Below are 23899 nucleotides of genomic sequence, written 5' to 3' on the forward strand. Positions count from 1 at the left end.
ACTTTATTGTGAACTAGTCCCGCCAACCAATGCCTTTATTTTTGCAGTTATATCCTTATTGTCCGGATTCAAGTCCTTAACTTTATAATAGTATTCCAGGGCCTTGGCTTTATCCCCTTTGATTTCATAAAGCAAACCCAAACTATATAAAGCATTGGAATAGCTGGGTTGGAGATTAACGGCTTGGAGCCATAATTTCTCCGCATCGCTTCTGTCGCTTCCTGTATTCCGGTTATAAAGCAAACGCCCATAGTTATACAGGGCCTCCGGATTATTTGAGGCAACCGAAATAACATTCTTATAAGTATCCACTGCCTTGTCCATTTCTTTGTTGGCTTCATAAGCACCGGAGAGCGCAACATAAGCGCCAACATAATCTTTTTTAAGATCAATGGCTTTCTGATAGCTTTCAATAGCTTTGGGAATATTGTTTGACGCCGCATAATCGTTTCCTATCCGCCAATACAAAACCGCATTTGTCGGTTCTAAATCAATGGCCGAAGTAATAGATTTAATCGCCCAATCTCCGGCTTGCGGAACAATTAAGGACGCGTTTTCATACATGGTGGCTAAATTTTCCCAAATTGCCACCGTATTCGGAGACAAATCCGTGGCCGCGCGGGCTTCATTTACGGCTTGAGCCATATAATTTCCAACCTTCTGCATATCCGGCTGTTTCTCTTTGGAAGCATCGCTCGCTTCAAGCAGATACACTTGCGCCATGGCCACATGAAAGATGTCGGAACTGCCGTGCAGTGTAATTGCTTGTTGTAATTTTGATTGGGCGCCGGCCGCATCCTTGCTGTTCAAGGCCTGCGCATAAGCCATATCAGCTAAGTAAAACCTGACGCCAAGCACGCCCACCATAACCACCACAGCCATCACAATAATCAAGCTAAAAGAAAAAGCTAAATTGTATTGAGGCGTATCTTCCAATGTCCAGTGATGCTCTTTCACCACATTATGCCCAAGCAAAGACAAGCCGCTGATTATCATTCCCAGCATCAGCCACCACATCAGCCACAAAGGAATGGCGTAAAAATTTGTCGCCATACCCACCCACAGCACCAACCAAACAATCGCGACCAAAAACACATCCAACCGGATATTGGTTTTATTAAGTTGTAAACTTAAGGAGATGTTTTGATCAGATCCGCGCGATTTGAACCAGGTGGTAAACACATGACCTAACACAAACAACAACAAGAAGGCAAACCCCAAGGTGAGCAGCACTCCCCCTTCAGAAATAACGGCAAAGAAAGAGTTGAAGGGCTGATTAAACCTTAAGGCCCAAGCCACCTGATCATAATTAAAGTCAGCGGTTCTAAATTTGGAGAAATCATAAGAGAAAGTACCCAAGCCGCTGCCAAACAAGAAATTTTTCGCTCCGGAAAACATCGTTGATTTTGTAATTGACCAGGAAGGACTTACATCTAAAGAAACCTCAACTGGTAAAACCGACTGAAGCGATTTGGGACTGCCGAAAATTATGAATATACAGGTCGCAACCAGAACCGCAAATAAAACCGAAAGCCAACCGACTCTGGCTTCATGGATAAAACTCACACCAAGTAATAATAGCAGAATTAAGCCAATTAAGAGCACCCACCACAAGACCTTAAAGCCCATTGCGAGCAATGGCACAAACGCCAATATCATGACAAAGAAATAGAAAAGGGCTCTGCCAACTCCGATATTTTTCTTAATGAGCAAGCCGGCTGATAATATAAAGATAACAATAAGCCACAAACCAAATCCGCTGTTTGTGCCGTCAACGACATTCCAAACCGAACCGACCCAGGGCAAATTCAAACCAAAAATAACTTTCAGTATGAACAGAATGGCGGTAAAACCGCCGACGCCCAAAACGATATCCATGATACTCCGCCACCTCTCCGGACTATTAATGCTGTTGATAAAAATGTAATAAAAGATGACTGAAAAAAGCAAGAAAACAAAATTTATGACAAAATATTCACCTCTGCCCAAGAAACTGTCATAAAGATTGTTGGAAAAGAGAGAAGAAATTAAAGCTACGGCTAACAAAATCAAAAGCGGTATGTCCAAAATTGATTTTCTGTAAACAATTTTTTTGGACAAGACGATTTTGGCCGCAAAGAAAAAGAGATTAAACAGCAACAAGCCGATAAATAGATACTGCTTAGGTATAATAAAAAAATTAATTAGATTTTTATCTATAAAAAGCGGTACGGCAATGATGTTTGCGATTAAAAACACATAGGATAAAACATCAAAAATTTTAACCAGCCGCTGATTTGAAATATTTGGCATATTACTTATTTTTAATTAACCAAGTATGAGGCCTTGGCGTTTTTAATATGTATAGATTATACCATATTTAGCGCGGACGCACAAAATTATACGGTTGATATCCTGTGGAAAGAAATTATTGTTAAATTATTAAAATTTGTAGTATTATATGATATTATGTTATAATGTTTCACAGTGGAACATTTATACTATTATACCACTATACCGCATTTATGATAAAAACCTTAAAAAAAGAGCGCCGACTCCCCTCCCTTGATTTTATTGCCGGTGTAATCGCAATAGAGGGCGCTTTCATGTGGATCAAACAAAACAAGAAGTCAATTCCTGTATTTCAGCTCAAAATGCGTGCCGACGAGCAGAAACTCTTTGAGCTTATTAAGTCCAAACTTAGATTAAAAGAGGTTGTCTACCAGTATAATCACCAAAATAGGCATTATGTACTTATGCTTATTAGAAGCCGGGCCTCAATAACCAGTGTTATCATACCTCTTTTAGATAAACGCCTATATGGGACAAAGAAAGCCAAATTTGAGGCCTGGAGAGACAAGATGCTTAGTATAGACCAAAAATAAATGATTAAGCGTTTAATGTGAAACACTATTTGTTTCCTGTGAAACATTACATTTGACCTATTTTTAAAGCCCAAGTTGAGATGCTTATGCCCTGTTGAAAACAAAGTTTGTATACAATATTGTATACAAATATCCCCATAGTCCACGCTTTATACACAGAGTTATCCCCAAATAATACAAAAATAGCCCACATAGGGCTACTCCAACACTTGTGGACCTAGGCAGAATCGAACTGCCGCTTCAGCAATGCGAATGCTGCGTCATACCACTAGACCATAGGCCCATTTGTATAGATTGTTGTATACTTTTTCTACCACCTGTGCCCCCAGCACGAATCGAACGCACATTTTGTCCTTAGGACGGACCTGTTCTATCCATTGAACTATGGGGGCATTGGGGCAATTTTACACGAAGATTTACACTTTGACAAGACCTTTTATGTTAATAAATTTACAATTATCAATGGAGGTGATAGAATCTATTTAACCTGGTGGTATTGGTTATCTTTTCACTTTCTTCGTGCGAACTCAGGGATGGTCGCTGTGGCGACCATAACCCGTTCAAAGATAACCAATACCACTAATAAAATATTTTTCCTATGCAATCCCTATTACTCACAATTGTTTTAATAATCCTTGTCGCCACCTTAGCTATTCTCTTCCTGCTATATAAAAAACTCCAGGAATCACAAAAGCCCAAAGAAGGGGATCAGAACTTATTTTTAATGTTGCAGAATCAAATTCAGGATCTAAACCGGCTAATGGATCAAAAAATGAGCGACACACATAAAGTAATGACGGAAACACAAGCAAATATAAACAAAACCATCCAATCACAATTCAACCAGAGTGTAAAAGTGATAACCGACATCACCGAAAAATTAACAAAGCTGGACGAAACCAATAAACAAATCGTAAATTTTGCCGACCAATTGCAAACTTTGGAAGACACTTTGCAGAACCCTAAACACAGGGGCATCCTCGGTGAATATTATTTGGAAACTGTTTTAAAAAATGTTCTGCCCCCGGGCGCATATCAGATGCAATATAAATTTTCCGACGGCGATATTGTGGATGCGGCTGTTTTTGTAAAAGATAAAGTCATACCAATTGACTCCAAATTTAGCTTGGAAAATTATAACCGCTTAATTGAAGAAAAAAATCCGGACAAACGCGCCGAACTGGAGCTTGCCTTTAAAAAGGATTTGAAAAATCGCATAGATGAAACAAGCAAGTATATTAAGCCAAAAGAAAACACCATGGACTTCGCCTTTATGTTCATTCCGGCCGAGGGAATCTACTATGACTTGCTTATCAATCAGGTTGGAGCTATTAAATCCAACACCCATGCTTTAATAGAATACGCCTTTAAGGAAAGGCATGTCATTATTGTTTCACCAACATCATTTTTGGCTTATTTACAGACAGTTTTACAGGGTTTAAGAGCTTTACAAATAGAGGAATCAGCCAAAGAAATCAGAAAAAGAGTAGAGGAGTTGGGCAAGCATATTTTGGCCTATGACGAGTATTTAAAAAAACTCGGCGCCAATCTTTCCACCACTGTCAACTCATATAATAATGCCTATAAAGAATTTAACAAAATGGATAAAGACGTGATAAAAATTGCCGGTGGAGACAAAACAATTGAACCGGTGCAAATAGAGAAACCAATAATGGATGAATAATCCCTAGGAGCGGTCTTGACTTTCCCGCCAATTTATACTATTATATCCACGCTCTCAAATTTGAATCATTAATGTAAACTATGCCAAATCTACAAAATGCAAAGAAAGCTTTGCGACAAAATGCAAAACGCGCAGCCGCAAACGCCATCAAACGCGACGCGTTTAGAACCGCAATCAAGAAGGCCTTAAAAGATAAATCAGCCGAAGCGATTAAAGCGGCCCAACAAGCGCTTGATAAAGCCGCCAAGACCGGCGTGATCAAAAAAAATACCGCAGCTCGAAGGTTATCCAGATTGGTAAAAAAGATAGCCGCGAAGTAATCCGCAAACAGATCAGATTTTTCCCACAAACAAATCAATAAGCAATGACTGGTCGCCCTGACCGGTTTTTGTTTTAATATCAATATCAAGAAGCTGTTTGTAAACTTCCTTTAATTTGGCCAGAGAATACCGTTTCATCAAAGGTAAACTTTTTTTAACCACAAACGGATGCAATTCCAATTTTTTAGCGACCGCGTCGCTGGTGATATTTTCTTCCCGGTTATACAAATCCCTCATTTCAATTAAAATCCTAAACTGCCGTAATATCATTCCAAATATATACATATCATCATTGCCGGTGCGGCGCTGTTCCTGCAAAAGTTTAAAGGCCAGTTTGCGGTTGCCGGCAATAATAGAATCCACCATATTGAAAATGCTGTCATCAATTTTTTCTTCCAAAAATAACTGCGCGTCAGACAGAGAAATTTCTTTTTGTTCGGCAAAAGAAACCAATTGATCCATTAAAGAATCCAAATACCAGACGTCTTTGCCGATATTTTGACAGAGATAGTTAATCGCGGGCTGACTGATTTTGCCGCCGCGCTGGGTGATTTCAGCTTTTACCCAAGCCGACAACTTGGCACCGGACAAATTTTCAAATTCCATGGCCCATTTTTCTTTGGCCAGAAGCTTGCTAAGATCCTGCCCGATTTTTGCTTTTCCGAGCGGCTCGGCTTGATAAAAAACCGCCACATTATTTTCCGGAATCCGCTTTTTCTTTATCCCTTCAGTGAGCGCCTCAATAATATCCGCATCTTTGTTGCTCAAAACATTCTTTATCACCACCATACGGCGTTCGGCCAAAAAGGGCGCGGCTGTTATCTCATCCCAAAACCGGCCGGCTTCATCTTTTTGTCCGTCCAAAACCACAACATTAAGGCCCTGCGGGTCTCTTTCTTTTTTAAACCGGTCAACAGTTTGCTTTAGGTAATTACTGCTGCGATAGGTGTCTTCACCGTGGATAAATATGATCATACTTGCCAGGGCATTTTAATACTTTCTTTGAAATTGAGCAATAACTGCTTGACCTGACTCATCAATTAATATATAATGTTTCCAGACCAAACCGCGTCGAGCCGCGGCAAGGAGGCAGAGGGATCGTGCACGTCAAGTGCAGGGGCCGACCGGCCCAGTTCCACGGACGCCTGCGGGCCTGAACGGAACAAAACCTCGAAGGGGGGCGCACAGCGCCCAAGTGAGGGTGACGATCCAGTAAGCCAACCTACATGGCAACACCGCAATTCAGGGATCAGACAACTGAAGGAGAGGACAAAACGGACGACCGCAAGGTCGCCCGACTCGCGCCGGTAGAGCCGGCGCCTCGAGGGGTTCAGTCGCCTAGGCGACTTCCCCTCATTTTTTTATTTCAATTTACCCCAACTGTGGCCGAAGTTAACCCCAACCTCAATCGGCACGCGAAGTTTAACCACATTTTCCATAACTTCTTTCACTATTTTAGAAACTTTTTCTTCTAAACCCTTCTTTACCTCCAAAACCAACTCATCATGCACCTGTAAAATCATTCTGATGTCGCCGTCTTTCTGCAGTTTCGCGATTTCTTTTTCAACTTCAATCATTGCCATCTTCATCAGATCCGCGGCCGTGCCCTGAATCGGGTGATTAATCGCCATTCTCTCCGCGGCCGCGCGTAACTGATGGTTGCTGGCATTGAGTTCGGGAATATACCGCCTGCGCCCAAACAATGTTTCACAATAACCCTCTTTTTTTGTAAATTCCAAAGTGCGAGCAATGTACTCGCGCACACCGCTAAAAGCCGCAAAATATTTAGCAATAAAATCTTTGGCTTCGGCTTGGGAGATGCCGGTGCGCCAACTCAAACCATATGCTCCCATGCCATACAAAACACCAAAATTTACTTCCTTGGCCCGATAACGCATATCCGGCGTAACATCTTGGAGTGGCACGCCATTTATAGCCGCGGCTGTGGCTTTGTGAATATCCTCGCCTTTACTGAAAATCTCAATCATGGTCTTGTCCTGCGCCATAGAAGCCACAATGCGCAACTCAATCTGCGAATAATCAGCACTGATGAGCACATTCCCCGGCTCGGAGACAAAGGTCTCCCTTACTTTTTTGCCTAACTCGGTGCGAATCGGGATATTCTGTAAATTAGGATCAGAGCTTGATAATCGTCCGGTGGCTGCGACCGCCTGATTAAAATGCGTATGAATGCGTCCGGTTTTTTTGTTGATCAAAGTCGGCAGGACATCTATATAGGTGTTCTGTAATTTCGCCAACTCACGATAATTTTCTACTTCTTCAATAATCGGATGCAGACCGTGCAATTTTTCCAGCTCTTCGGCTGAAGTGGATAATCCGGTTTTGCCTTTTTTAATTCCGATAACAGAAAGCCCGAGCCGATCAAACAAAATCTCCCGCAGTTGAATAGGGGAGGCGATATTAAATTCAGTTCCGGCCATTTCATAGATTTTTTTGGTCTCACTTTTTATTTCTTCATTAACATCCTTAGACAAATCTTTAAGCAGGTTCAAATCAACGGCAATGCCGTTTAGTTCCATCTGCGCCAAAACTGGTATCAAGGCCATTTCTATTTTATTAAACAACCCCAAATTATCGGCTTTCTCCAAATCTTTGCTCAATTTTTCTTTGGCCTGACTGATTAAAAACAATTCGTAGGCCAAAGATTTTTTATCAATGCCGAACAAGCTCTCTTGTCCGCTCGCGGCAGTCAGTCCCTTTCCCAAAACCTTTAAGACCACGCTGGGAATATCATGCGCGCGGCTGCCGGGATTAAGCAGATAGGAAGCAATCATCACATCAAAAATTCTGTTTTGTATTTCAACATTTTTTAATTTCAAAACTTTTACCAAATCCTTTAAATCATGCCCGACCAATTCCAAATCTTTATCACTGAAAATTTCCCAGACCTTTTTCAAATAATTATCCCCGACAAAATATGCTTCCGGGCCGGCTATAAAAATAATCCCCAACAAATTGGCGTCAAGCGGCTCCGGGTTGTCCAAAACCGCGCGTGCGGCAAAACTTTTTCTTTCTCTGATCGCTTTGAACAATTTTTTAAGTTCTTCTTCGTTTTTTATTTCAACAAGTTTAACTTCTTCGGCTTTTATTTTTTTCTCTTTGGTTTTTTTCGTCCCTCCAAATTCACCGGCCGCCATAAATCCGGGCACGCGCTTAAGCAAAGACACAAACTCAAACTTCTGAAACAATTCATTGATTTTTTCTTTATCAAATTCCTTTATTCGGCAATGTTCGGAATCAAACTTAATATCAGGCACATCGCAATCTATGGTTGATAATTCTTTGCTCATCTTAGCCAAGTCCTCACCTTCAACTAACTTCTTAATCACGCCCGGCTTTAGTTCGGCCTCTATTTTTTTCTTATCATTCTTTAATTTCTTATAGATATTTTCTATGGTGCCAAATTTTTGCACCAGCTCCATGGCGGTTTTCTCGCCAATGCCCGGCACGCCCGGAATGTTGTCCGACGCATCGCCGCGCAAGGCCTTATAATCCACCATCAACTCCGGCCCAAAACCAAATTTCTTTTTAAATTCGTCCTCATCATAAACAACCACATCACTCATGCCTTTGCGCAAAGTATAAACCTTAACACCGTCCCGGATTAGCTGGAGTGTGTCCATGTCACCGGTAACAATAAACACTTCATCTTTTAATTGTTTCACTATAGTGCCGATCACATCATCGGCTTCATATCCCTTTTTCTCATACACCGGCAAACCAAAGGATTTAACTACCTCATGCACCAAGGGAATTTGGTCATATAGTTCCTGATCCGCTTTCACTCGCGTGGCTTTATACGCTTTATATTTTTCGTGCCTGAAAGTCGGCCCGGCCATATCAAAAGTCACCGCGATACAATCGGGTTTCAAATCGTGCCAAACTTTTAACAACATTGAAGTAAAGCCGTAAACAGCATTAACCATCACTCCGGCTTTGGTTGTGAGCGGAGGAAGGGCGTGATAGGCGCGATGCACAATGGCGTTGCCGTCAATAACTATATAGCGGGACATATTTGTTTAGCTATATTGAGAATATTTGAGGCCACGATGGGACTTGCACCCATGATAGCGGTTTTGCAGACCGCGGTGTTAACTACTTCACCACGTGGCCAAATTTTAATAAAATATTTTTAACCATTTTATCAGCAGAAACAGGCCTTAGTTTAAAGTATTTTATGAATACTGTCAATTTATCTTTAAAACAAAATCCCTTAGGTGCATTTTGATACATTAATCTAAAAATATTGATACTTTGTCTGGTATTATAGCGGAGCTGAAAAGATCTGTGGCTATTGCTTATTTTAATCTCCCCGCAAAAATTACTCAATCTTTCACTCAAAACTTTTAAAAATTTTTGGCTACCAGACGTAAATATTACCTGTAATTTCCTTACTATTGTTTTCTGTTTTTTCCCTTCTGATAAAGATAGGTGAACACAGCCGTCTCCATCAAAATAACCTCTTATAAAATCTCCTAAATATTTTTTTGGAACATCAGGAAAAAGTGCAGTGAGTGACTTATTGGGATGCATTTGTAACTTAACCAAAGAATCATACATTTTATGACTGCCTATCCTTAAAAAATAACGGGGTTTATGTTTCTCTTTTCTGGGTGGTAATTCTAGAATAGGATGTTCAGCTTCCAAGCTCTTCTTGATATAAGAGACGCTATCTTTGTTAATATTGCTAACTCTTAAGTATTTTCCTCTTAAATAAGAAGCATCCTCTAAACTTCCATCGGCAAATAAAAAACCAAGTATATATGCCATGGACGGATCCCATCTGCAAAAAAAATTTTCATTAACTTTATATTTAATCCCCATAATATAAGAGGTAAGGAAATATACTGCAGGCAGTATACCATATTGTAAAAGAGCAATCTACTTTTAAGATAGTTACCTAATATAGTTCAACGGATTCACGTAAACTCCGTTTATAACCAATCTAAAATCAAGATGTATTCCGGTTCTGCCGCGGACATTGCCGGTATTGCCCATAAGTCCGACGGTTTGACCGGCAGTAACATATTCTCCCGGGGTTACCAAAAGTTTTGCGTTATGAGAATATCTGGTTGTTACTCCACCACCATGGTCTATCACAATAGTACATCCATAGCCATTATTCCATCCGCATTGGGCAAGTTTTACTACTCCGGCTTTGGCAGCATAATTTGGAGTCAGTAACGGACCGGCTATATCAACCGCCTGATGCGACCAAGAAAAATATTGAGTAATGGTTTTAGCTCCGGTAGGCCAGACAAATCCTGATAGAGATGCCCTCCCGGTTGAGTTGGGCGGTGTCGCCGCTTTCACAAAAGAAGAATAGGTTCTCGGCACCGAGGCAACCGAGCTTTGAGGCATAACACCGTTGGGCACAACAATTTTCTCTCCGGCCTTCAAATCAGAGCCGTCCGGTTTAAGTTTATTAAACTTTATAATACCATCGGCAGTAGTGCCGTATAATTTGGCAATCTTAGCTAAACTATCACCCTTTTTAATAGTATGCGTCAAACCGGTAACCGGCAAAATTTCAAGCTTATCTCCGGGTCTGATATATGAATTTAGGCCAAGTTTGTTCTGCCATAAAACCGTGGCCACACTAACGCCAAATTGAGCCGCAATTTCGCTTAAAGAGTCGCCCGGTTGTACTACATATACAATGACTTCAGTTCTGGTGCCGCCCAAAATTACCCCGGGTATAAGCTTCGGTTTGGACAAAGCCGAACCGCCGGCCATTACCCCGGACAAGTCCTGTGGCCGCCAATATACTGAACCTTCCGGATTTTGAGAACTGGCCACCACACCGTTACGCCACGAGGCATCGTTATTATTAAATGTATTGCCTGTTGAGTTTGAAACTACTTCTTCCAAACTAACACTCTCTTCCGATCCGGTTAAAGCATAAGCAATGGTATTCTGACCGGGCATGCTTAGATCCTTCTTGGCATAAATCTTGGTTTGGGGTATGGCGACTAAAAACAAGATTAAAAGAATTAAAATTTGTAAATTATCCCGCCTTAACATTTGAGTGTTTAAACCGGCTGCTCCCGCGATGTGCTTTATACCATAACTAATCTTATAAACCACAAACCCCAAGGCAACCCAAACCGGTCGAAAAATTAAAACAAAAACAAAAATAATTTTGGCGCCTAGCCACCAAAAAAATCTTTTGATATATATCAAAATCTGCAGTATTCTTAGCAAAATTTTGTATTTCATAGAGGTGCTAAAGCAGAATCTCTGCCTTGACGTGAAATCTATATTAGCATAATATATTGAACAGAACAACTTTAGTCGCCTCAAGCGACCCGTCATTAATTCTTAACAATTCGGGTTATGATTGTAGCCCTTTTTGCCCTACTGCCGGCAGTGTTGGCAGTGATATACGGAGTGGTATTAATCGGTTGGATAAACAAACAACCGGCCGGGGATGATCGCATGAAAGCGATTGCCAAAGCTATCCAAGACGGGGCCAAGGCCTATCTTGGCAGGCAATATAAAACTATTGCATATGTGGCGATAGTTGTTTTTATTTTGCTGGGATTGTTTGTTGATTGGATGACAGCCATTGGTTTTATAATCGGGGCGGTTTTGTCCGGACTGGCCGGCATGATTGGAATGAATATTTCCGTGCGCGCCAATGTGCGCACCAGTGAAGCAGCTAAAAAGGGCTTAAAAGAAGCTTTAAACTTGGCGGTCAAAGGCGGCTCAATTACCGGCTTACTGGTGGTTGGTTTGGGACTTTTAGGTGTAGCCGGCTTTTATTTGCTAACTCATGATATTTCCGCTTTAATCGGTTTGGGATTTGGCGGCAGTTTAATTTCGGTCTTTGCCAGAATTGGCGGCGGTATCTTTACCAAAGCCGCTGATGTTGGCGCTGACCTGGTGGGAAAGGTGGAAAAAGGCATTCCTGAAGATGATCCGCGCAACCCGGCGGTTATTGCCGATAATGTTGGTGATAATGTTGGTGACTGCGCCGGCATGGCCGCTGACTTATTTGAAACCTACGCAGTGACAGCCATTGCGGCTATGGTTTTAAGTTCATTGTTGTTTATTGGAAATGACAAAGCTGTGGCTTACCCACTGATACTCGGCGGTGTTTCAATCATTGCCTCCATATTGGGAACTTTCTTTATACGACTAGGCAAAACTAATAACATAATGAATGCGCTGTATAAAGGACTGCTGGCAGCCGGCGCCTTGGCTTTAATCGGTTTTTACCCGGTGACAAAATGGCTGGTAGGTGACTTAGCCGGCTACAGCGTAAACAAAATCTATTTATGTTCAGTGATTGGTTTGGTTCTGGCCGGACTAATGGTTTGGATAACAGAGTATTACACTTCAACAAAATATAATCCGGTAAAAAGTATTGCCAAGGCCAGTGAAACCGGACATGGCACAAACGTCATTGCCGGTCTGGCTGTTTCTATGAGATCAACCGCTCTGCCGGTTTTGGCGATTGTGGCCGCCATCCTCGGCGCCTACTGGCTGGCTGACTTATTTGGTGTGGCTATCGCCGCTATGAGCATGCTTTCGCTCACCGGAATTATTGTTACCATTGATGCTTACGGACCGATTACAGATAATGCCGGCGGCATTGCCGAGATGAGCAACTTGCCGGAAAACGTGCGTGAAATTACCGATCAATTGGATGCGGTTGGCAACACCACTAAAGCCGTGACTAAAGGTTACGCCATTGCCAGCGCTGGCTTGGCTTCACTGGTGCTCTTCGCCGATTACACTCACAAGCTTCCGGACTTGGTTAAATTTTTCCTCAATGATCCCAAAGTTTTGGCCGGATTATTTATCGGCGGTTTACTGCCATATCTGTTCGGATCAATGCTGATGGAGTCAGTGGGCAAGGTTGCCGGAAAAGTGGTTGAAGAAGTTCGCAGACAATTTAGAGAAATCCCGGGCATAATGGAGGGCTCCGGCAAACCGGATTACAGCAAAGCGGTTGATATTGTTACCAAAGGCGCAATCGGACAAATGGTTCTGCCGGCTTTGATTCCAATTGTCGCGCCGATTTTAGTCGGCTGGCTACTGGGAGTTGAGGCGCTGGGTGGTTTGCTTCTGGGCACAATCATCACCGGTATATTCGTGGCCATATCAATGACCACCGGCGGCGGCGCCTGGGACAATGCCAAGAAATATATTGAAAAAGGAAATTACGGCGGCAAGGGCTCATTTGCCCATCAGGCCGCTGTCACCGGCGACACTGTCGGCGATCCATACAAAGACACTGCCGGTCCGGCAATCAATCCGATGATCAAAGTGGCCAACATTGTGGCCTTGCTGATTGTGGGATTGTTGATGAAATAATTAAAAGATTAAAAAAGACGGCCGCCTGAAACGGTCGTCTTTTTTTAGAAACTAAAGTGGGATGGTGGTGCTCTTACTTCGCGCCACGCCCACACAGCATCAGCGACGGCCTCCGCACTCGGTTCCGCCTGTGCTCTTCTTGAGAGAATACAGCTGACCGCGTATCTTCTGCTGGGGCGTGTAGAACCCTCCTGGTCCGACCGGCTCAAGCAAATACACCTCGCGACAGCCGGTTGGCAGGGGTGCTTCGAGCAGGATGTCTTCACCCTCAAGCCGAACCTCCGCGAACGCGGTACCGGCCGGGGGTTTGAACTTGTAGACAGCTCCTACTTTCTTGCCTTCCTCCACCCTGGTGTTATTGACATCCATCGGCACAGCCCCCATGTAGAAAACGACCACCCGGGGCTTGTCTGGCTCTGGCCGGCTCACAAGCAGGACACCCTGCCAGTGGGGCTGGTCATTGGGCCGACCCTCCCTCATCATCCAGTCCAACAAATGCGGTTGGGGCGCGGCGCACCCGGACACAAACCACAAAACCATCAACGTGAATAGCGAATTTTTCATCACCCTCTCCTTGCCATCTGTGGGCGCTCTTTGTGAGCACCACCCACTTTAATTTCTAAATTTCAATGAACAAGGCAGTATAGTAAACATCTCCTTTCTTGTCAACCATTGACATTTTGGTATTTTTAAACTAAACTGAACCTATATTTTTAAAAATTTACGTATGAAATACGAAATCAAAAAGCTAGACAAGTCCCAGTTGGAATTCACTATCACGGTTGAGGCCAAGGATTATCAGCAAGACCTTGAAAATGCAGCTGTGCGTCTGTCCGAGCGCGCCGCCATCAAGGGCTTCCGTCCGGGCAAGGCGCCGTATGAGATGGTCAAACAACAGCTCGGTGAAATAAAAATCCTGGAAGAGGCCATGCAAAACATTGTGGAAAAGAATTTTTTTGAGGCCACCCATCAGGAAAAAATAAATACCGTGGGCATGCCGCAAATCACGATTGAAAAAGTGGCTCCGGGCAATGAGTTTGTTTTTAAGGCCGTGGTCGCGCTTCTACCGAAGGTAACTCTGCCTGATTTTTCGGGAATTAAGGTTAAACAGGAATTAAAAGAAGTTGGCGAAAAAGAAGTAAGCGACGTTTTAAATGATCTGAAAAAAATGCAGCCCAAAGAAATCATCAAAAACGACAAGGCCGCCAAAGAAGACAAGATTGTTTTAAACATGGAAATGTTTATTGATAAAGTTACGGTTGAAGGCGGCCATTCGCAAAGCCACCAGGTATACTTAAGCGAACCGCATTACATTCCCGGTTTTGCCGAACAGTTGATCGGCCTGAAAAAAGACGACGAAAAAGAATTCACCCTGAAATTTCCGGAAACCCATTACCAAAAACACTTGGCCGGCAAGAATGTTGATTTTAAAATCAAAGTCAAAGACGTGTTTGAATTGCAATACCCAGAACTAAACGATGATTTTGCCAAAGCGCTCGGCCAGGAAAGCATGGAAAAATTAAAGGTGCTGCTGGTAAAAAACTTAACCGAGGATGCCCAGCATAAGAGCGAACAAAAAATGGAAATTGAAATTTTTGAACAGCTGATTGCCAAAGCACAATTTGATGAAATCCCGGAAGTGCTTTTGGATTCGGAAAAACACAAAATGTTCCATGAACTGAAACACCAGTTGGAGCACCAGGGAATTGAAATGGAACACTACCTAAAAGACCTGAAGAAGACCGAGAAACAAATCCATGATGATTTTACCGAGAATGCCACAAAACGCGTCAAAGCGGCCTTAATTTCACGCCAAATAGCCGTAGATAACAACATTAAGGCCGAAGAACCGGAAATAAAACAAGAAATAGAAATGATTAAAAAGGCCTATCCCGGTGACAAGACCGTTGAGGAGAACTTAAAAAATCCTGAAGTAATAAGCACGATCGCTTTAACCGTGCAGAACCGCAAGGTACTGGCCTTCTTAAAAGAAAAAGTGGTAAAATAATAAGGTATGTACTTCGGCGCACACGTTTCCATAGCCGGCGGTTTACCAAACGCCCCGCTTAACGCGGCCAGAATCGGCTGTGAGGTTTTTCAAATGTTTACTCGCTCTCCACGCGGCGGCTGGGTGGCACCTTTGGATAAAAAAATCGCAGACGAGTTTAAGCGCAATTGCAAATCAGCCGGCCAGCACGAATGCTACGTGCACACGCCATATTTCATTCATTTCGCTTCCGCCAATCCGCGCATCTACCATGCGGCGATTACGGTTGTCCGCGAGGAGCTTGAACGCGCATCGCTCCTGGGCGCAACTTATTTAATGACTCATCTCGGCACCTACAAAGATCTGGGTAGGGAAGGGGGATTTAAAAAACTAATTGACGGCCTAAATGAAATGTTAAAAGGGTATAAGGGCTCAACGGAATTTTTAATTGAGATCTCGGCCGGAGCCGGGGATGTGATTGGCGGCACCTATGAAGATATCGCTGAAATTTTAAATCATCCAAAATTAAAAAAATATGACATCGGCGTCTGCTATGATACCCAGCATGGTTTTGCCAGCGGCTATGACTGCCGCACACCGCAAGCAGTTGATACGACCTTAAAAAAGTTTGATGAAATTATCGGCCTGAAAAAATTAAAGCTCTCTCACTGCAATGATTCCAAAACTGAATTCAACTCGCATCGTGACCGCCATGAACATATTGGTCAGGGAAAAATAGGTTTAGCTGGTTTCAAGACCCTGCTAAATGATAAACGACTACAAAATATCAATTTCGTTTTAGAAACCGAAGGGGATCTGGTGGAAAAAGATTTGGAAGTATTAAAAAAAATAAGGGGCTAGGGCAAATCCACTCCGCCTTTGCTCCACGGATTACATCTCATTATCCGCCACAGTGTTTTGGGAAGGCCAATGATCAGGCCTTTCTTTTTTATTGTTTGATACCCATACTCACTACAAGAAGGGTAAAATCTGCAGTATCCATCAGGAAATAAGAACTTATACAAACCGTGGTCCGGCGAAATCGTCTTTTGATAAATTCTAATCAATGCCAAAACCGGCATTCTTGGCAAGAATAAGATAAAATTGAAGATTTTCTTTATCATATTAATAATTTTGCCCGGTTCAACAATAATTTCAATTCTTGGCTAATTTCAGAGTAATCTTTATCTAAAACATCTTTTTTTACCACCACCAGTATATAAAACCCCTCTTTTATAAGTCCGTCTTTTACCAAAAGTCGCAAAACCTCTCCGATCTGTCTTTTCGCCCGATTTCGCTTAACTGCCTTTTTTTCCACTTTCAAACCCACGGATATGGCTATTTTTAGCTGTTTTTTAAACTTATCCGGGTCCTCTTTTTTAGGAAAATAATCCTGAAATTTGGCTAATTCAAGCACCCGCATATCCAAAAATCGGCCATTGACCCAACGGCCATGTTCCATTACTAAATTGAAGTCCCTGACTTTTGCCAATCGATTTTCTTTTTGAAACACATTATCTTGTTTTTCTTCGTCTTTTGCCAACCTTCTCATCCGAAACTGTAAGTTTCTTTCTGCCCTTAGCACGTCTGCGGCTAAGAACAATCCGGCCATCGGCGGTTTTCATCCTGGCTCTAAACCCATGGCTCTTGGCTCGCTTTCTCTTTTTTGGCTGGTACGTTCTTTTAGTTGACATAACATTAACGTTTAGTGTTTAATACGTGAGCTATTACGCAAACAAATTATACTCAAAAATTTCTACAGTGTCAAGGGAAATTTTGCCAAACTAAGTTCCATCCACAGTTTTTCCCCAGCATATCCCCCTTTTGCCTTTTCTCGAGTATTGGTAGCCCACCTCTGATGTGATAAAATGAATTCACTCTTCGCCAAATGGCGGATTAAACTTCATCATTTCATATATGACCAACCACGAGATCTGGCAAGCTGTGCTCGGTGAATTAGAACTCTCAATCTCTAAACCAAACTTCGTTACATGGTTTAAAGGTACAGATATTTTAAATTACCAAGACGGCGGCGTAATCTTGTGTACCCCCAGTGAATTCAATCGGGGCTGGCTAGAAAAAAAATATCATCAGATGATTGTAAAGTCATTGGAACGGGTCACCGGAAAACCAATGAAAAAATTGGAATACAAGATATATAACATAAAAAACATTGCCAGCCAGACGGCCACTCCTCAAGGCCAGCCGGCAGATGGGGTATCTGGAACATCCGTGCCATCTTCAGAAAATATTATAGTAGAAACATCTCGACCGGCGCCAAGGATCGGCGAATTTGGTTTGAATCCAAAATATGCTTTTGAAAACTTTGTCGTTGGCAGTGGTTCTGAGTTGGCATTCGCGGCCGCGCAAGCAGTGGTAAACAAACCGGGCGAGGCCTACAACCCTCTGTTTATATATGGCGGCGTGGGTTTGGGAAAAACACATTTGCTCCAGGCAATCGGCAACCATCTCCTGCAAAGAAATCCAAACTTTAATATCATGTATGCCAGCGCTGAAAAATTTTCCAATGATTTCATCTCTTCGGTTAAAGATGGCAATGCCAAAAACTTCCAAAACAGATACCGGAACATTGATGTGCTCCTAATTGACGACATCCAATTTATTTCCGGTAAAGACAGAACCCAGGAATCTTTCTTTCATACCTTTAATGAACTCCACCAACAAAACAAACAGGTAATAATGACTTCTGACCGACCGCCAAAAGCTATTCCGGCCCTGGAAGACCGCTTAAAATCCCGCTTTGAGTGGGGGATGATCGTTGATGTAGCCGCCCCTGATTTAGAGACAAGAATCGCTATTTTACAGAAGAAATGCGCGGAAAAGGCCTTTCCTTTAGCGCAGGAGATCCTACAATTGGTGGCCGCCACCATCCATCATAATATCCGCGAGCTTGAAGGGGCGTTAAATAAAATTATTGTATTTCACCAGTTAAAAAGTATGGAACCAACCATGGCCTCAATAAAAACCCTGCTCTCAAGCTTGGAAGTAAAATCAATCCAGCGATCAGTCACCCCGCAACAGGTCATAGATGCCATCAGCCAATTTTATGCCATCAGCATCCAGGATATTTTGGGACAGAGCCGGGAGAAAAAATTCTCCATGCCCAGACAAATTATAATGCACCTGATGAGAAAAGAATTGAACATGTCCTACCCGGCAATCGGCAACGAGCTTGGCGGCAGGGATCACACCACAGCCATGCACGCGGACAATAAAATTACCGGCGAGATAGAAAGGGATTTGAAACTGCGGCAGGAGATAGAATTCATAAAACAAAAAATCTACGTGAATAATATCTAGTTGATAAGCTGTTGACAAAGAATGTATAACTTATGTATAACTCAAAAAAGTTATCCTGAAACCGTCAACAGTTGAAGGGGTTTATACACCGGGCAATTAAATATAAAAAATTCGTTCACCAGTTACACCACCGTAAGTCAACATTTTCCACACAGGCATTTTTTAAAAATAAAGCGCAAATAAAACAAAAAAAATCAGTTATCCACCCTGTCCACTCCCTTGTTATTACTATTATATAAATATATATAAAATATAAAACAATAATAGACACTAACTAAAAAGTTGATAAAAATATATGAAATTCTTTTGTACTAAAGAAAACCTGTCTAAAGCATTATCGTTGGTAAGTGGAATAGCCGGCAAGAATATAAACCTGCCTATATTAGGAAATGTTTTAATAAAAACAGAGGAACAAAAAGTAGAATTAATAGCCACCAATCTTGAGTTGGCCATTATTGCCACCTTAAGGTCAAAGGTTGAAGAACCGGGGACTTTCACGGTTCCGGCCAGAACTCTAAATGACTTTGTAAATTTATTATCTGAAGATAAAGTGGAAATTTCTTTAAAGGATAATGAAATAGAGGTGGTTTGTGGTAAATCAGCCACCAAGATTAAAGGCGCGCCAGCTGATGAATTTCCGGTTGTGCCATCTGTAAATGAAGGAAGTGGTTATTTGGTTGATGTTGAAGAATTTAAAAAGGGGCTAAGCCAGGTGTTTCAATCAGCCGCCAAAAACGAAATCAGGCCTGAATTGGCGGGTATATTTGTAAGTTTTAATAATGAACCAGGAAAATTGATTATGGCCGCCACCGATAGTTATCGTTTGGCTGAAAAAAAAGTAAAGCTTTTACAAGGGGATCAGCAGACTAAAATAATTATCCCATCTCGAACCGCTCAAGAGGCAATTCATGTTTTGTCTATCGCCAAGGGGCTAGAAAATGAAAAGAATGTACGGTTAATTGTCAGTGAAAACCAGATTGTTTTAAGATCCAATGAGGTTGAGTTGATTTCCAGATTGGTAGAGGGCCAATATCCTGATTATACCCAAATAATACCCAAAGATTTCAGAACCATTGCCGAACTGTCCACTAATAAGATCATCAAAGAAATAAAAGCCGCCAGTTTATTTACCACAACCGGGGTTAATGCTGTAAATTTTGATCTGAATCCTAACGGCGGATCGGTGGCTTTATCTTCAACTTCAACTCAAACCGGTGAATATAAATCAGAGATCAGCGCCGAAGTGAAAGGTGAAAAAAACTCTGTGCTTTTAAATCATAGGTATGTGCTTGAGGGTTTGGCAAATATTGATACGGATATGAGCGAACTTAAAATGATAAACGGAGACAGCGCCTGTGTATTTATGCCAAAAGATGACCCCAGTTATTTATATATAGTGATGCCGATAAGACAATAAATACTTTTAAAAAAAGTAGCAGCTCCCACGGGGGGCTGCTTTTTTGTTGCGGCGGAGTCGGATCATGTTGGCGGGGCTAGTGGAAAACGAAACGGTTGAGCCCGATGCCGATGGCGATGCCGATGAGAAGGGCGATCACGGTCATGATCAGTGCGAACCTGTTCTGGCGCTTCTCCTTGCCGTGCTGGCAGTGGATGTCCACTGCGACGTTCAGCGGGTGACCCATGGCATCTTCCAGCATCTGGTGTGCCGCTCGAGCGCACGCGTTGCAGGGATGAGTCCGTAGGGTCTCATGGGACTCTTCGGCGTCACGAATATCCTTCGCCTCTCGCAGAATGACACCCATAGTTCCTCCTTGGCCTAAAAAAGGGCAACAGCCCATGTTAGCAGAATGGCCGTCAAATGTCAACCTTTCGCAGGTAAAAAGTTGTAGGTAAAAAAAGACCCGGCACACCATTTGGTATGTCGGGGATTTTGGGAATGAGCGTAGCTGCCGAGGGCTACACGTAGTAGACAGTGACCGTGTCGCCGTGGTTGACCGTGTACTGGTCCACCGGCCTATCAATGTCCTTGCCATTGACCTGGATGACCATGTCAATGTCGCTGGGGTCGGCATAGGACACCACCGTGCCGGACACTCTCTGGCCGGCGAACCGCCAGCGATAGTTGGCGAGATGGTTTTGGAAGAGGATGTTGTCCACGGTGGTACCGGAGACGACAACGACTTCCTCCGGGGGCTGGCAGGCCACGAGCTTGCCGGCGAAAATAGCCCCGGCGCAGGCCAGAAACAGCGATTTGAAGAAACCCCTTCTTCCTTCCATTTGCGCGCTCCTCTCTTGTTGGTTGTTGGACTAAAACACAAACACCCCAAGGGAAGGGGTGCTTGCAGTTTACAACGTGCTGTAGAGGGCTATAAAGCCACCCACAGCACATTATAAGACATCGCAGACACAAACCCTTGCTCGGAGTTTTTTTGTCTGTAATGAAGCTATACGTTGAAGATCGGACTACCCTGATCTGCCAGATGGCAGGCCAGGGATTACCGTTGCGGCACAGTGAGGGAATTTGACCCTACTTCCACAAAGTAAAGCTTGCTTTTTGAAAGAGCATTAATCTTGGACAGTAATATGCAGAGTTTTTTCTATTGTTCGTCCGTTTTCATCAAGCAACACGCCTTTTAAATCATATTCTCCGGCTCCGGGGTCATGCTGCCAGGTGAATGTTAACTGATTATTAAATAGTTTGTCAACAGCTTGGTTAAAGGTGTAGATTAGTTTTGGTGAAGCGATGTTTGTGCCGGATAAATATATACTGATTTGTTTGGTGCTATCCCAACGAAAAGGATTTAAACTCAAGACCCTGGGGAAGTCACCGGACCCCAAAGTAATAGACGTGCCATCAAACCAATCAAAGCTTGGCGGATCCAGTTCGGCTTGCATGGCAAAATTAATTTGTTGTTGCGCCGCATTACCCTGATCATCTTCAGCCACAACTTTTAAATTATGCGGCCCCTTAATTAATTTTTGAGCGTAATAACTTAAACCAAAAGGGAATTGTGAGGATTCGCCGATTGATAATCCGTCAATATAAAATAAAACTTTGGCCACGCCTCTAGGCGCGGAAGCATTTACTTGAATATTAATCTGTCTGCTGGTCAGGACCTGTCCTTCGGTTGGAAAAGTGACACTTAAAGTAGGCATCAGTGCGGGATTTTGCGGATTGTCATATTCAGTAGGCGGATCTTCCAAAGTCAATTGCACACCCGCGGTTTGTTGGCGTGTTACCCAGCTCTGCAAAGCATTTTCCCAATTTTGATATTGCGGATCAACGGTTGGGTCTGCCGGTGGCGGTCCCTGCGGATCGTCTTTATTTACATAATACAAAATATCGTGCGGCGGCAAGTATGTTCTTTGTGAGATTAAATTTTCAGGGGTTGATGAGTTGGCTATTTTGCCGGTGGTGACATTAATGTTTAAAACAATGCCTTTGTCAGTGCCGATCAAGACCGGTTTGGTTGAGGTGTTAATTGGCGGGGTGGGGAAATCTTCAACCGGCGTGTCTTTTAGGGCTTTGGCCATGAATTGATTCCAGATCGCGCCCGCCAGAGTATTGCCGCCGGATTTCATCGGTGATGGTCTGGTGTTACCAACCCAAACACCCGTTGTTAAAGAGGGGGTATATCCCAGTGTCCACGCATCTTTACTGTCATTGGTGGTACCGGTTTTGGCGGCCACCGGCCTGCCGGGCAACACCAGATTATTGTTAATTCCGAACATATAGGCACGGGCATTGTTGTCGCTAAGAACACCCGAAACCATAGCGGCCAATTCTGGTGAAATGGCATCTTGGCCTTGGGTCGGCTGCCACTCAAACATTGTACCGCCATTTTGATCAGTAACCTTTAAAATACTCACCGGAGCATTGTAGACGCCGTCATTAGCCAGAGTGGCGTAAGCGTTGGTGTGTTCTAGTAAATTCACTTCCGCGCCTCCCAACACCAAACTTAATCCATAATCACCGGTCATGGTTGTGTAGCCAAACCTGTGAGCAAAATCAATCGCATTTTTTGAACCAACCAGGTAAAGAGTTTTTACGGCCGGGATATTAAGCGACCCCTGTAAGGCCTTTCTCATTGTCACCAATCCGTGTTCTTTGCCATCATAATTTTTGGGCGTGTAATTTCCACCCACGCGCATATCAAAATTTGTTTTTACATCATATAAAACCGTATCAGGCGTAAAACCCTTCTCCCAGGCGGCCGCGTATACAAACGGTTTAAACGAAGAGCCGGGCTGACGCTTACCCAACACCGCCACATTAAATTGTCCGTCAATATTATCATTGTTATAATCACGCGAACCCACCATTGCGAGCACTTGTCCTGTCTTGGGATCTAAAGAAACCAAAGCGGCATTGTTGGCGTTTGAGGAACTGGCGTATTGGTCTCCAAGTTTTTTTACAATATCCTGTGCCATTATTTGTTTGTCATAATCCAGAGTGGTGATTACCTGCAACCCGCCTTCTTCAACGGTTTTATCGCCATATTGATCAGCCAGTAATTGTTTTACATATAAAACAAAATGCGGGGCCACCATTGGTCCGGATTCCCGGTATATTCTCAAAGCCACATTTTGGGCATCTTTTTTTTCTTGTTCGGTTATATATCCTTGTTCTTGCATCAAGGATAAAATCAAATCCCGCCTGCCTCTTAAAGAGTCGGGATTATTTAAATATCTGGTTGGCGCCTGAATCATAGCCGCCAGAGTGGCAGATTCGGGCAGGGATAAATCCTTGGCGCTTTTATGAAAATAACTTTGGCTGGCCGCCTCAATGCCGTAGTTGGTTGAGCCGTAAGGTATCTCGTTTAAATATAATTTTAAAATCTGGTCTTTGCTGTATTTTTTTTCAAGCTGAATAGCCATGATGGCTTCCTTGATTTTTCTAAATATGGAATGTTCATCTCCAATTACTACGTTTTTTATAAGCTGTTGGGTGAGGGTAGAAGCACCGCCTCCGCCCGATCTTCGGCCAATTATATTATTAAAACCGGCCCGCACAATACTTAGCAGTTGAATGCCTCCGTGTTTATAAAAACTTTTATCCTCAATGGCAATGGTTGCCTCTTTGGCATAATCCGCTATTTGGTTGAGTTCAACCAGGGTTCGTTTTTTATTTTGGTATATCTCATAAAGCAGGTGAGTGCCGGTTCGGTCATATATTTTGGTGCTTTGTGAGACCTGGGAATCATTTATTTTGTTTGGATCCGGCAAATCACGGCTAACCCAGGCCACAACAATAGTGCCGATAACAAAAAGAGCCGCTAGAGAGGACAAACCCACAATAATAATGGTCTTTATAAGCTGTTTTCTTCGCTCTTTTTTGGGTGAATTACCGCCATTTGCGGACAAATGTCCATAGTGGCGAGTTCGCAGGGAAGGGATAGGCATAATTGATATAAATTTG

Annotated in this window: 19 protein-coding genes, 3 tRNA genes, 1 pseudogene and 1 riboswitch; of the genes and pseudogenes, 8 read left to right on the forward strand and 15 right to left on the reverse strand. The window is 42.9% G+C overall.

All coding sequences use genetic code 11. From position 1 onward, the window contains the following. Window positions 1-3: 3 nt before the first annotated feature. Window positions 4-2292: a tetratricopeptide repeat protein gene (locus tag WC526_00480; GenBank protein ID MFA5061611.1), complete on the reverse strand. Its 2289-nt coding sequence runs from the start codon at window positions 2290-2292 to the stop codon at window positions 4-6. A gap of 212 nt (window positions 2293-2504) precedes the next feature. On the opposite strand from WC526_00480, the gene WC526_00485 reads away from it, so the two are divergent. After that, a complete protein-coding gene (locus WC526_00485) occupies window positions 2505-2864 on the forward strand; it encodes an LAGLIDADG family homing endonuclease (GenBank protein MFA5061612.1) in 360 nt (119 codons plus the stop codon). A gap of 212 nt (window positions 2865-3076) precedes the next feature. Here the strand turns inward: WC526_00485 and WC526_00490 are convergent. Further along, window positions 3077-3147 (reverse strand) — tRNA-Ala (locus WC526_00490). A 37-nt stretch (window positions 3148-3184) separates the two neighbouring features. Next, window positions 3185-3256, reverse strand: a tRNA-Arg gene (locus WC526_00495). Window positions 3257-3462: 206 nt separating this feature from the next. Here WC526_00495 and WC526_00500 point away from each other — a divergent pair. After that, window positions 3463-4548, forward strand: a complete 1086-nt coding sequence (locus tag WC526_00500; GenBank protein MFA5061613.1) for a DNA recombination protein RmuC — start codon at window positions 3463-3465, stop codon at window positions 4546-4548. An 80-nt stretch (window positions 4549-4628) separates the two neighbouring features. Continuing rightward, window positions 4629-4868, forward strand: a complete 240-nt coding sequence (gene rpsT, locus WC526_00505; protein ID MFA5061614.1) for a 30S ribosomal protein S20 — start codon at window positions 4629-4631, stop codon at window positions 4866-4868. Between the two features lie 12 nt (window positions 4869-4880). Here rpsT and holA read toward each other — a convergent pair whose 3' ends face one another. The 5 genes from holA to WC526_00530 all read right to left on the reverse strand — a co-directional run bounded on the left by holA (window position 4881) and on the right by WC526_00530 (window position 11108). After that, window positions 4881-5843 carry a DNA polymerase III subunit delta gene (holA, locus tag WC526_00510; protein ID MFA5061615.1) on the reverse strand — a complete coding sequence of 321 codons (963 nt, stop codon included), beginning with the start codon at window positions 5841-5843 and terminating at the stop codon, window positions 4881-4883. 386 nt (window positions 5844-6229) lie between these two features. Then, entirely contained in the window at window positions 6230-8902 is a 2673-nt protein-coding gene (gene polA, locus WC526_00515; GenBank protein ID MFA5061616.1) for a DNA polymerase I, read from the reverse strand. A 28-nt stretch (window positions 8903-8930) separates the two neighbouring features. Beyond that, a tRNA-Cys gene (locus WC526_00520) sits at window positions 8931-9002 on the reverse strand. Then, window positions 8985-9713, reverse strand: a complete 729-nt coding sequence (locus tag WC526_00525; GenBank protein ID MFA5061617.1) for an LAGLIDADG family homing endonuclease — start codon at window positions 9711-9713, stop codon at window positions 8985-8987. The genes WC526_00520 and WC526_00525 overlap by 18 nt, the downstream gene beginning before the upstream one ends. Window positions 9714-9785: 72 nt before the next feature. Continuing rightward, entirely contained in the window at window positions 9786-11108 is a 1323-nt protein-coding gene (locus tag WC526_00530; protein MFA5061618.1) for a M23 family metallopeptidase, read from the reverse strand. Window positions 11109-11225: 117 nt separating this feature from the next. Here WC526_00530 and WC526_00535 point away from each other — a divergent pair, with 117 nt between their 5' ends. Next, entirely contained in the window at window positions 11226-13211 is a 1986-nt protein-coding gene (locus tag WC526_00535; GenBank protein ID MFA5061619.1) for a sodium-translocating pyrophosphatase, read from the forward strand. Between the two features lie 99 nt (window positions 13212-13310). On the opposite strand, the gene WC526_00540 is transcribed toward WC526_00535, so the two are convergent. After that, window positions 13311-13694 carry a hypothetical protein gene (locus tag WC526_00540; GenBank protein ID MFA5061620.1) on the reverse strand — a complete coding sequence of 128 codons (384 nt, stop codon included), beginning with the start codon at window positions 13692-13694 and terminating at the stop codon, window positions 13311-13313. A gap of 244 nt (window positions 13695-13938) precedes the next feature. Between WC526_00540 and tig the strand changes: the two genes are divergently transcribed. After that, complete coding sequence (tig, locus tag WC526_00545) at window positions 13939-15219, forward strand: trigger factor (protein MFA5061621.1); 1281 nt, start codon at window positions 13939-13941, stop codon at window positions 15217-15219. A gap of 6 nt (window positions 15220-15225) precedes the next feature. After that, window positions 15226-16059 (forward strand): deoxyribonuclease IV, encoded by an 834-nt coding sequence (locus tag WC526_00550; protein MFA5061622.1) that lies wholly within the window; start codon window positions 15226-15228, stop codon window positions 16057-16059. A gap of 5 nt (window positions 16060-16064) precedes the next feature. On the opposite strand, the pseudogene yidD reads toward WC526_00550, so the two are convergent. From yidD to rpmH, 3 genes and pseudogenes are all read right to left on the reverse strand, one after another. Further along, a pseudogene (yidD, locus tag WC526_00555) lies at window positions 16065-16322 on the reverse strand (membrane protein insertion efficiency factor YidD). Further along, window positions 16319-16750, reverse strand: a complete 432-nt coding sequence (rnpA, locus tag WC526_00560; protein ID MFA5061623.1) for a ribonuclease P protein component — start codon at window positions 16748-16750, stop codon at window positions 16319-16321. Before rnpA ends, yidD begins: the two are co-directional and overlap by 4 nt. After that, complete coding sequence (gene rpmH, locus WC526_00565; protein ID MFA5061624.1) at window positions 16713-16892, reverse strand: 50S ribosomal protein L34; 180 nt, start codon at window positions 16890-16892, stop codon at window positions 16713-16715. The genes rnpA and rpmH overlap by 38 nt, the downstream gene beginning before the upstream one ends. Before the next feature lie 223 nt (window positions 16893-17115). Between rpmH and dnaA the strand changes: the two genes are divergently transcribed. After that, window positions 17116-18519, forward strand: a complete 1404-nt coding sequence (gene dnaA, locus WC526_00570; GenBank protein MFA5061625.1) for a chromosomal replication initiator protein DnaA — start codon at window positions 17116-17118, stop codon at window positions 18517-18519. A 295-nt stretch (window positions 18520-18814) separates the two neighbouring features. Beyond that, entirely contained in the window at window positions 18815-19936 is a 1122-nt protein-coding gene (gene dnaN / locus WC526_00575) for a DNA polymerase III subunit beta (GenBank protein ID MFA5061626.1), read from the forward strand. A 76-nt stretch (window positions 19937-20012) separates the two neighbouring features. Here the strand turns inward: dnaN and WC526_00580 are convergent, their stop codons facing one another. From WC526_00580 to WC526_00590, 3 genes are all read right to left on the reverse strand, one after another. Beyond that, the gene (locus WC526_00580) at window positions 20013-20282 is read right to left on the reverse strand and encodes a hypothetical protein (protein ID MFA5061627.1); all 270 of its coding nucleotides are present in this window, start codon (window positions 20280-20282) and stop codon (window positions 20013-20015) included. Between the two features lie 154 nt (window positions 20283-20436). Next, window positions 20437-20757, reverse strand: a complete 321-nt coding sequence (locus WC526_00585) for a hypothetical protein (protein MFA5061628.1) — start codon at window positions 20755-20757, stop codon at window positions 20437-20439. Between the two features lie 122 nt (window positions 20758-20879). Continuing rightward, window positions 20880-21042, reverse strand: a riboswitch (adenosylcobalamin (AdoCbl) riboswitch). A 3-nt stretch (window positions 21043-21045) separates the two neighbouring features. Beyond that, window positions 21046-23883, reverse strand: coding sequence for a PBP1A family penicillin-binding protein (locus tag WC526_00590; GenBank protein MFA5061629.1), 2838 nt, complete (start codon window positions 23881-23883; stop codon window positions 21046-21048). Window positions 23884-23899: the final 16 nt, after the last annotated feature.

It is taken from the genome of Patescibacteria group bacterium (genome assembly GCA_041649475.1).
Classification (GTDB): Bacteria; Patescibacteriota; Patescibacteriia; order Magasanikbacterales; family GWA2-37-8; genus JBAZNA01.

Bases quoted from the DNA above. Each gene is read 5' to 3' on its own strand.
- WC526_00485 (MFA5061612.1), top strand. From the start codon at position 2,505: ATGATAAAAACCTTAAAAAAAGAGCGCCGACTCCCCTCCCTTGATTTT.
- tig (MFA5061621.1), top strand. From the start codon at position 13,939: ATGAAATACGAAATCAAAAAGCTAGACAAGTCCCAGTTGGAATTCACT.
- WC526_00585 (MFA5061628.1), bottom strand. From the start codon at position 20,757: ATGGAAGGAAGAAGGGGTTTCTTCAAATCGCTGTTTCTGGCCTGCGCC.
- holA (MFA5061615.1), bottom strand. From the start codon at position 5,843: ATGATCATATTTATCCACGGTGAAGACACCTATCGCAGCAGTAATTAC.
- WC526_00540 (MFA5061620.1), bottom strand. From the start codon at position 13,694: ATGATGAGGGAGGGTCGGCCCAATGACCAGCCCCACTGGCAGGGTGTC.
- rnpA (MFA5061623.1), bottom strand. From the start codon at position 16,750: ATGAGAAGGTTGGCAAAAGACGAAGAAAAACAAGATAATGTGTTTCAA.
- WC526_00535 (MFA5061619.1), top strand. From the start codon at position 11,226: ATGATTGTAGCCCTTTTTGCCCTACTGCCGGCAGTGTTGGCAGTGATA.
- WC526_00580 (MFA5061627.1), bottom strand. From the start codon at position 20,282: ATGGGTGTCATTCTGCGAGAGGCGAAGGATATTCGTGACGCCGAAGAG.
- dnaA (MFA5061625.1), top strand. From the start codon at position 17,116: ATGACCAACCACGAGATCTGGCAAGCTGTGCTCGGTGAATTAGAACTC.
- WC526_00550 (MFA5061622.1), top strand. From the start codon at position 15,226: ATGTACTTCGGCGCACACGTTTCCATAGCCGGCGGTTTACCAAACGCC.
- WC526_00500 (MFA5061613.1), top strand. From the start codon at position 3,463: ATGCAATCCCTATTACTCACAATTGTTTTAATAATCCTTGTCGCCACC.
- WC526_00525 (MFA5061617.1), bottom strand. From the start codon at position 9,713: ATGGGGATTAAATATAAAGTTAATGAAAATTTTTTTTGCAGATGGGAT.
- dnaN (MFA5061626.1), top strand. From the start codon at position 18,815: ATGAAATTCTTTTGTACTAAAGAAAACCTGTCTAAAGCATTATCGTTG.
- WC526_00480 (MFA5061611.1), bottom strand. From the start codon at position 2,292: ATGCCAAATATTTCAAATCAGCGGCTGGTTAAAATTTTTGATGTTTTA.
- WC526_00530 (MFA5061618.1), bottom strand. From the start codon at position 11,108: ATGAAATACAAAATTTTGCTAAGAATACTGCAGATTTTGATATATATC.
- WC526_00590 (MFA5061629.1), bottom strand. From the start codon at position 23,883: ATGCCTATCCCTTCCCTGCGAACTCGCCACTATGGACATTTGTCCGCA.
- rpsT (MFA5061614.1), top strand. From the start codon at position 4,629: ATGCCAAATCTACAAAATGCAAAGAAAGCTTTGCGACAAAATGCAAAA.
- rpmH (MFA5061624.1), bottom strand. From the start codon at position 16,892: ATGTCAACTAAAAGAACGTACCAGCCAAAAAAGAGAAAGCGAGCCAAG.
- polA (MFA5061616.1), bottom strand. From the start codon at position 8,902: ATGTCCCGCTATATAGTTATTGACGGCAACGCCATTGTGCATCGCGCC.